Raw genomic sequence first — 7,018 nt, 5'->3', positions numbered from 1 at the left:
GAGCGGGACCGGAGTGAAGGAACCCTGAGGAACGAAGGGCCCAACCAGGAGCAAGCACCCTTGGTTACTTGGGGTGCTTTTCCAAGTAACTCGCCGAAGGCGAAACGGTCTGCCCCCAGGCAGACGCTTTTGATCTTGATCTCGCGGCGCAGCCAAAAAAAGAGCCGAGCTGTTGCCCCACCAACACCCGCCACACAAATTGCCCCGCCAGCAACCCGAAACCCGCCTGACACACCGCATTTACCGCTGGAAAAACCCGGCATGCCTTGTGCAATGACCCTGATCCCGGACCAAAGGCATCAGGACCCATGCGAGAACGCGCCCCCACATTGCGACTGCCCGACCCTCGGCCCCGGTCGTGGACCCAACCCACCGCCATCCTCGGCGTGGCCACCCTCTGCAGCCTCATGCTCGGCTGCGGACAAAGCACCTCCACCGTCACCCGCAGCGAACAACCCGTCAAAGGCGGCACACTCGTCTATGCCACCGACCGCGAACCGACCTGCCTCGACCCCCACGTCGCCGGCGACATGCCCCAAGTGTTCATCGGCCAACAGTACCTCGACTCACTCGTCTCCATGGACGCCGAAGGCCGCATCGGCCCCTGGCTTGCGAAAAGCTGGGAAATCTCCGACGACGGCCTGACCTACACCTTCCACCTGCGCAACGACGTGCACTTTACCGACGGCACCCCGTTCAACGCAGCCGCGGTCAAAGCCAACCTCGACCACATGGCCAATCCCAAAACCCAGTCCAGTACAGCGGGCGGCTACATTCGCCAATACCGCAGCACCGACGTGATCGACGCCGACACCGCCGTCGTCCACCTCGCGACGCCCTATGCCGCCTTCCTCGAAGTGCTCGCACAGGGCTTCCTCGGCATCGAATCCCCGACGGCCCTTCAGCGCCCCCGTGACACCAACTGCGAAAGCCCGGTCGGCAGCGGCCCCTTCAAAATCGTTCGCTGGGACCGCCAGAGCCAGGTCGAACTGGTGCGCAACCCCGACTACAACTGGGCGCCGCCCACCGCCAAACATCAGGGCCCGGCCTGGCTGGACCGCGTGGTCTGGAAATTCATCCAGGAGCCCTCGGTGCGCTTCGCCTCGCTGCAGGCCGGTGAAGTTGACGTCATCGAGGCGCTGCCCCCGGAATCCCATGAAGCGGCCCGACGCAATCCCGACCTGCAACTGATCATCGCCCAGCGCCCCGGCAACCCCACCAACGGCACGCTGAACATCACCCGCGCGCCGTTCAACGACCTCAAGGTGCGCGAAGCGTTCGTGCGCAGCGCCGACATCGATGGCGCCCTGAAAAGTGTGTACTTCAATGAATTCCCTCGCGCAGGCGGACCCTTGAGCCCGGCCACCCGCTTCTACAGCCCGGACTTCCAGCACGCCCAGGATTACGACCCTGCCAGGGCTGCACAACTGCTCGATCAGGCCGGCTGGACCCAACGGGACAGCGACGGCTATCGGACGAAGGAGGGCAAGCGCCTGCAAGTTCATGTGGTCATGGGCAACCGCACGCCACCCTCCGAATACACCCTATGGGAACAGGTCCAGGCGACCACGCGGCAAGCCGGCTTCGAGCTGATCATCGACCAGATGAGCGACGTGCAGGCGACCAAGCGCCAGGCCGATTGGGACTACGACATTCGCCTCGGCTACTGGAACACCAACACCGCCGACGTACTGCGCATCATCTTCGGCAGCGAGTTCATTCGTCCCGCAGGGGTGGGTGGCTACCACCAGAACACCGCCGGCTTCAGCGACCCGGCGTTCGACTCGCTGGTGCAGCAGGCCCTCGCCACCCAGGACGCCGAGCAGCGGCGGGCGCTGTATTACAAGGCGCAACAGATTGCCTCCCGCCAATACCTGCAACTGACCACGTACCCGCAGAGCACTCGACTGGGCATCTACAAAACCACCCAGGGCGTGCGGCTGGAAACCTCGCTGGCGGTGACTTACCTCTATGACGCATGGGTGAACAAATGACCAATACAGCGTCGAGCAACGGGCTGACCAACGCGCTGGACAACAACCCTGAGGCCGCCCCTCAGACGCCGTCCGCGAACCCGCGTCGCGAGCGATTGCAGCGGCTGGGCAAGCGCGCGTTGTGGCGCCTGGCGGGCGGGATTCTGGTGCTGTGGGCGGTCGCGACATTGACCTTCTTCGCCTTGCGCCTGATGCCCGGCGATCCGGTGCTGGCGATCCTCGGTGGACCGAGTGGCAACCCGACCGCCGAAACCATCGCCGAGGCCACCCGCGAATACGGCCTGGATAAACCGCTGGCCGTGCAATACGCGCTGTACCTCGGGCGGCTGGTGCAAGGTGATCTGGGGATGTCCTATTCCCAGCATCTGCCGGTGACCCGCGTGCTCGCCGAGCAATCCTGGCCGACGCTGGAACTGACCTTCACCTCCCTGGCGCTGGCGTGGCTGCTGGTGCTGGCGTTAACGGTGCTCACCGCCGGGCGCCGCCGCTGGGTTAGCACCCTCGCGTCGCTGGCAGAAACGGTATCCGCCGCGCTGCCGCATTTCTGGCTGGGGATTCTGCTGCTGGCCGTGTTCGCGTTTGGCTTGCGGCTGTTTCCGCCGGCGGGCAGTGACGGCTGGCGGACACTGGTGCTGCCGTCTTTCGCATTGGCGATTCCGCTGGCCGGTTTCATCGCCCAGGTCACCCGCGAATCCCTGGACCTGACCCTTGAACAACCCTTCGTGTTGACCGCCAGAACCCGCGGGCTGAGCGACTTCAACGTGCGCTTCAAACACGCGCTGCGTCATGCCGTGCTGCCGGGCATCTCGCTGTCAGGCTGGGCCATCGGCGCGCTGATCAGCGGCGCCGTGGTGATCGAGGTGATCTTCTCCCGCAAGGGCCTCGGACGTCAGTTGTACCAGGCCGTGCAAGCCCAGGACCTGCCGCTGACCATCGGCATCAGCCTGGTGGTGGCCGCCGGTTATGTGCTGGCCAACATTCTGGTCGACCTGCTTTACCAATGGGTCGACCCTCGCCAACAGGAGAACCCGTGATGAGCGACCTGATTCTCGACACGCCGCTGCCCGCGATCCGGGTCCAGCGCACGCCGCGCACCTGGCGAATCGGCCCGTCGCTGGCCCTGGCCTTTTTGCTGCTGGTCATCCTCGCCGCCCTGGCGCCACAGTGGTTCGCCCACAGCGATCCGCTGGCGATCGTGCCGCGCGATGCGTTTCATCCACCGGGCTGGGCGCACTGGTTCGGCACCGACCAATCGGGGCGGGACATTTTTTCCCGAGTGATCTACGGCACGCGCCAGTCGCTGTTCATCGGCCTGGCAGCGACCGCCATTGCCATTAGCATCGCCATCGTTCTCGGCCTGCTCGGCGGATTGGGTGGCGCACGGGTCGACCGCGCCGTGGGCTGGGTGCTTGAAATGCTGTTTGCCTTTCCCAGTCTGATTCTGGCGCTGCTGTTCGTGGCGATTTTTGGCAGCGGCATCGGCCCGCTCATCGTTGCCACCGGTCTGGGCGGCGCCCCCGGTTATGCGCGCATGGTCCGCGGCCAGGTGCTGGCGGTGCGCAATGCCGGCTACATCGAATCGGCGAAGGCCCTCGGCCATCCACCACTGCGCATCATCACCCGGCAACTATTGCCCAACGCCATGCGGCCGCTGATCGTGACCCTGACCATGGGCGTCGGTCAGGCCATCGTCTGGGCGTCGGCGCTGAGCTTCCTCGGCCTCGGCGCGCGTCCACCGGCGCCGGAATGGGGAACCATGTTGTCGATGGGCCGCGACTTTATCGCCAACGCGTGGTGGCTGACGTTTTTCCCCGGCTTGTTCATCGTCCTCACCACGCTGTCGACCACGGTCGCCGGTCGTTACCTGCAACAACGTCTGGAGGGCCGACTGTCATGAGCGAGCCGAAACGTTTGATCGTCGAAGGCCTGTCCATCGAATTCGCCGGGCAGTCGGTGGTGCGTGATCTGTCGTTCACCCTGGAACCGGGCAAGACTCTCGCGCTGGTCGGCGAATCCGGCTCGGGCAAGAGCGTGACGGCGCGCAGCCTGATCGGCCTGGCGGGCGAGGGCGCGCGGGTCACGGCGCGCCGGCTGAGTTATGCCGGACGTGATCTGCTGGCGCTGTCGGAGCGCGGATGGCGTGACTTGCGCGGCCGGGAAATCGGTTTCGTGCTGCAGGATGCGCTGGTGTCCCTGGACCCGTTGCGCCCGGTGGGCAAGGAGATTCTCGAAGTGCTGCAGACCCATGGCTGGGGCGATCGCGTCAGCCGGGGCGAGCGGGTTATCGAATTGCTGGAGACCGTCGGCGTGCCCGAGCCACGGCTGCGCGCACGGCAGCGGCCTGACCAGCTTTCCGGAGGATTACGTCAGCGCGCGCTGATTGCCAGTGCCTTGGCGATGAATCCCGGACTGGTGATTGCCGACGAGCCGACCACCGCGCTGGACGCCACGGTGCAGGCGCAGATCCTCGACGTCCTGCAACATATCCGCCAACGCGGCGACTCGCTGTTGATCATCAGCCATGACCTGGCCGTGGTTGCGCAACTGGCCGATGAGGTGCTGGTGCTGCGCCACGGCGAAGTGGTCGAGCAGGGGCCGATGGAGCAAGTGCTGCGCAACCCGCGTCATGCCTACACCCGCTCATTGCTGGATGCCGTGCCCGCCGAACATGCGCGCGGGACGCGGCTTTCATCGGCGCAGGGTGGGTCGGGGCAGGGTGCGTCAGCGCTGCAGGCTCGGGCGGGGGTGGATTCTCCGGTGTTGCTCAAGGCTACCGGGCTGGGCAAGCGCTACGTCGGCCCCGATCAACAGGTGCGGCAGGTCGTCGATGGCGTCAGCTTCGAGCTGCGTGCGGGCCGCACCCTAGGCATCGTCGGCGAGTCCGGTTCCGGCAAGACCACTGTGGCGCGCATTGTGCTGGGCCTGTTGGAGCCCGATGCCGGCGCGGTGCAGTTTCTCAATGTGCCGTGGACGGGGGCGGGCAGCGGGCGCGTCGAGGAGAAAACCCGGCGCCTGCATCGGCGCGACATCAGCGTGATTTATCAAGACCCCCTCAGCTCGTTCGACCCGCGCTGGAGCGTCGGCCAGATTCTCGCCGACGCCCTGGATGTGGCCGGCATGCCGTTCGAGCAACAGCGCGCGCGGATTGCCCAGCTGCTTCATGAAGTTCGTCTTCCGGTTGAGCTGTCGAGCCGTCGGCCGTTGCAGTTGTCCGGCGGACAGCGTCAGCGCGTGGCCATCGCCCGGGCCATCGCCAGCAACCCGAAAGTGATCATCTGCGACGAGCCTGTCTCGGCGCTGGACGTGTCCGTCCAGGCCCAGGTGCTCGATCTGCTGGCGGATCTTCAGGCGTCGCTGGGCCTGGCGTATCTATTCATTTCCCATGATCTGGGGGTGATTCGCCACGTCAGCGATGAAGTGCTGGTCATGCGTCACGGCCAGGTGGTGGAGCGCGCGCCGGTCGAGACGCTCTTCGACAGCCCCCGACACGAATACACCCGACGCCTGCTGGGTGCGGTTCCGCGTCTGCCCGGTACCGGCGCCACACTGGTGGTGCCGCCGCTGGAACCGGAAAGCGCGGTGCTGCTGTTTGATGAATCCCGGCTGTGGAAAATCGCCATTTAGGTTCGAATTCAGAACAAGGATCTGCCATGAGTACGTTGTCTGCTGTACCCAAACCTGCGGTCGTCACCGTCGCAGAACTCAACGCGCGACTGGACCGCCTGCTGCCGGACATCGCCGCAGGGGCGGCCCGGCGCGAACGTGATCGGCAATTGCCCTATGAGGCCGTCGCGCAGATTGCCAAGGCTGGTGTGTTCACTGCGCGCATTCCCGTGCGCTTCGGTGGCGCCGGGGCGACGGTCAGGGAAGTCATCGCGCTGCTGATCCGCATCGCGTCCGCTGATTCCAACGTGGCCCAGGCGTTGCGCCCCGGATTCGGCTTCGTCGAAGGCCTGCTGGCCTCCCGGGCTGAAGACGCCGAGGCTGAGCGCGAGCGCTGGTTTGCCCGCTACCTGCAGGGCGCGGTGGTGGGCAATGCCGGCTGGGAAGTGGGCGGCGTCAACGGCGCGATCAGCGCGCGTATCGTCCGCGATGGCGACGATTACCGGGCGAGCGGCAGCAAGTATTACAGCACCGGTTCGCTGTACGCCGACTGGGTCAGCGCGGTGGCGCTGGATGAGAACGATCAGCCGGTGTCATTCATCCTGCCTCGCGACCGTCAGGGCCTGGAGTTGGTCGATGACTTCGACGCCATGGGCCAACGCCTGACGGCCAGTGGCACCACGCATTTGCACGATGTGCAGGTCAAGGCGGAGGAGATTCGCACCCGCACGGTGGAGGAGGGCAAACGCACCATCGTTACGCCGTTTCTGCAGGTGTTCCTGGCGGCGGTCAACGCCGGCATCGCGCGCAATGCCTTGAACGACGCGGTGAGTTTCGCCCGGGACCACGCACGGCCGATCAAGCACAGCACGGCAACGCGCTCGGTGGATGATCCTTACGTCGAGCTGAGCGTCGGCGACATTGCGGCCCGCGCCTTTACGGCGGAAGCGGTGGTATTGCACGCCGCCGCCTCGATCGACCGGGCGTGGGCCGCCGAGCTGGACGCGGTGGCGGTGGATCAAGCCGCCGTTGATGTGGCTCAGGCGCAGTACATGGCTGCCGAGTCAGCCTTGAAAGCTGCAGAGCTGGTGTTCGATGTAGGCGGTGCTTCGACGACGGGGCGGGCGCACAATCTGGATCGTCACTGGCGCAACGCGCGCACGGTGTCCAATCACAATCCGCGGCAGTGGAAGGCGGCGGCGGTGGGGGCCTGGCAGCTCAAGGGGACACCGCCGCCGACGTCCGGGTTGTTTTAAAGGCGGTAAACGCGAGATCAAGATCAAGATCCAGATCTTTAAGATCAAGAGCGTCTGCCTGGGGGCAGACTGTTTCGCCTTCGGCGAGTTACTTGATAAAGCCCCAAGTAACCAAGGGCTTGTGCTCCTGGTTGGGCCCTTCCTTCGTCAGGGTTCCTTCACTCC

General features: G+C 65.4%; 5 protein-coding genes. All 5 read left to right on the top strand.

Going from position 1 to position 7,018, the window contains the following annotated elements:
• Window positions 1–308: 308 nt before the first annotated feature.
• The 5 genes from QMX88_RS28190 to QMX88_RS28170 are packed head-to-tail and all read left to right on the top strand — an operon-like array spanning window position 309 to window position 6,853.
• Complete coding sequence (locus QMX88_RS28190) at window positions 309–1,994, top strand: ABC transporter substrate-binding protein (protein WP_192173627.1); 1,686 nt, start codon at window positions 309–311, stop codon at window positions 1,992–1,994.
• A complete protein-coding gene (locus QMX88_RS28185) occupies window positions 1,991–3,028 on the top strand; it encodes an ABC transporter permease (RefSeq protein ID WP_244655980.1) in 1,038 nt (345 codons plus the stop codon). Before QMX88_RS28190 ends, QMX88_RS28185 begins: the two co-directional genes overlap by 4 nt.
• Window positions 3,028–3,891 carry an ABC transporter permease gene (locus tag QMX88_RS28180; protein ID WP_192173628.1) on the top strand — a complete coding sequence of 288 codons (864 nt, stop codon included), beginning with the start codon at window positions 3,028–3,030 and terminating at the stop codon, window positions 3,889–3,891. The genes QMX88_RS28185 and QMX88_RS28180 overlap by 1 nt, the downstream gene beginning before the upstream one ends.
• The gene (locus tag QMX88_RS28175; RefSeq protein ID WP_192173629.1) at window positions 3,888–5,618 is read left to right on the top strand and encodes a dipeptide ABC transporter ATP-binding protein; all 1,731 of its coding nucleotides are present in this window, start codon (window positions 3,888–3,890) and stop codon (window positions 5,616–5,618) included. Before QMX88_RS28180 ends, QMX88_RS28175 begins: the two co-directional genes overlap by 4 nt.
• A gap of 26 nt (window positions 5,619–5,644) precedes the next feature.
• A complete protein-coding gene (locus QMX88_RS28170) occupies window positions 5,645–6,853 on the top strand; it encodes an acyl-CoA dehydrogenase family protein (protein ID WP_192173630.1) in 1,209 nt (402 codons plus the stop codon).
• The last annotated feature ends 165 nt before the right edge of the window (window positions 6,854–7,018 follow it).

Origin of the sequence: Pseudomonas sp. PS02290 (assembly GCF_029960075.1) — a bacterium.
GTDB lineage: Bacteria > Pseudomonadota > Gammaproteobacteria > Pseudomonadales > Pseudomonadaceae > Aquipseudomonas.
This window is presented reverse-complemented; position numbering and strand designations above follow the sequence as displayed.

What these genes read in the sequence shown, in the direction of transcription:
- QMX88_RS28190 (WP_192173627.1), top strand. Translation starts at nt 309, where the DNA reads ATGCGAGAACGCGCCCCCACATTGCGACTGCCCGACCCTCGGCCCCGG.
- QMX88_RS28170 (WP_192173630.1), top strand. Translation starts at nt 5,645, where the DNA reads ATGAGTACGTTGTCTGCTGTACCCAAACCTGCGGTCGTCACCGTCGCA.
- QMX88_RS28175 (WP_192173629.1), top strand. Translation starts at nt 3,888, where the DNA reads ATGAGCGAGCCGAAACGTTTGATCGTCGAAGGCCTGTCCATCGAATTC.
- QMX88_RS28185 (WP_244655980.1), top strand. Translation starts at nt 1,991, where the DNA reads ATGACCAATACAGCGTCGAGCAACGGGCTGACCAACGCGCTGGACAAC.
- QMX88_RS28180 (WP_192173628.1), top strand. Translation starts at nt 3,028, where the DNA reads ATGAGCGACCTGATTCTCGACACGCCGCTGCCCGCGATCCGGGTCCAG.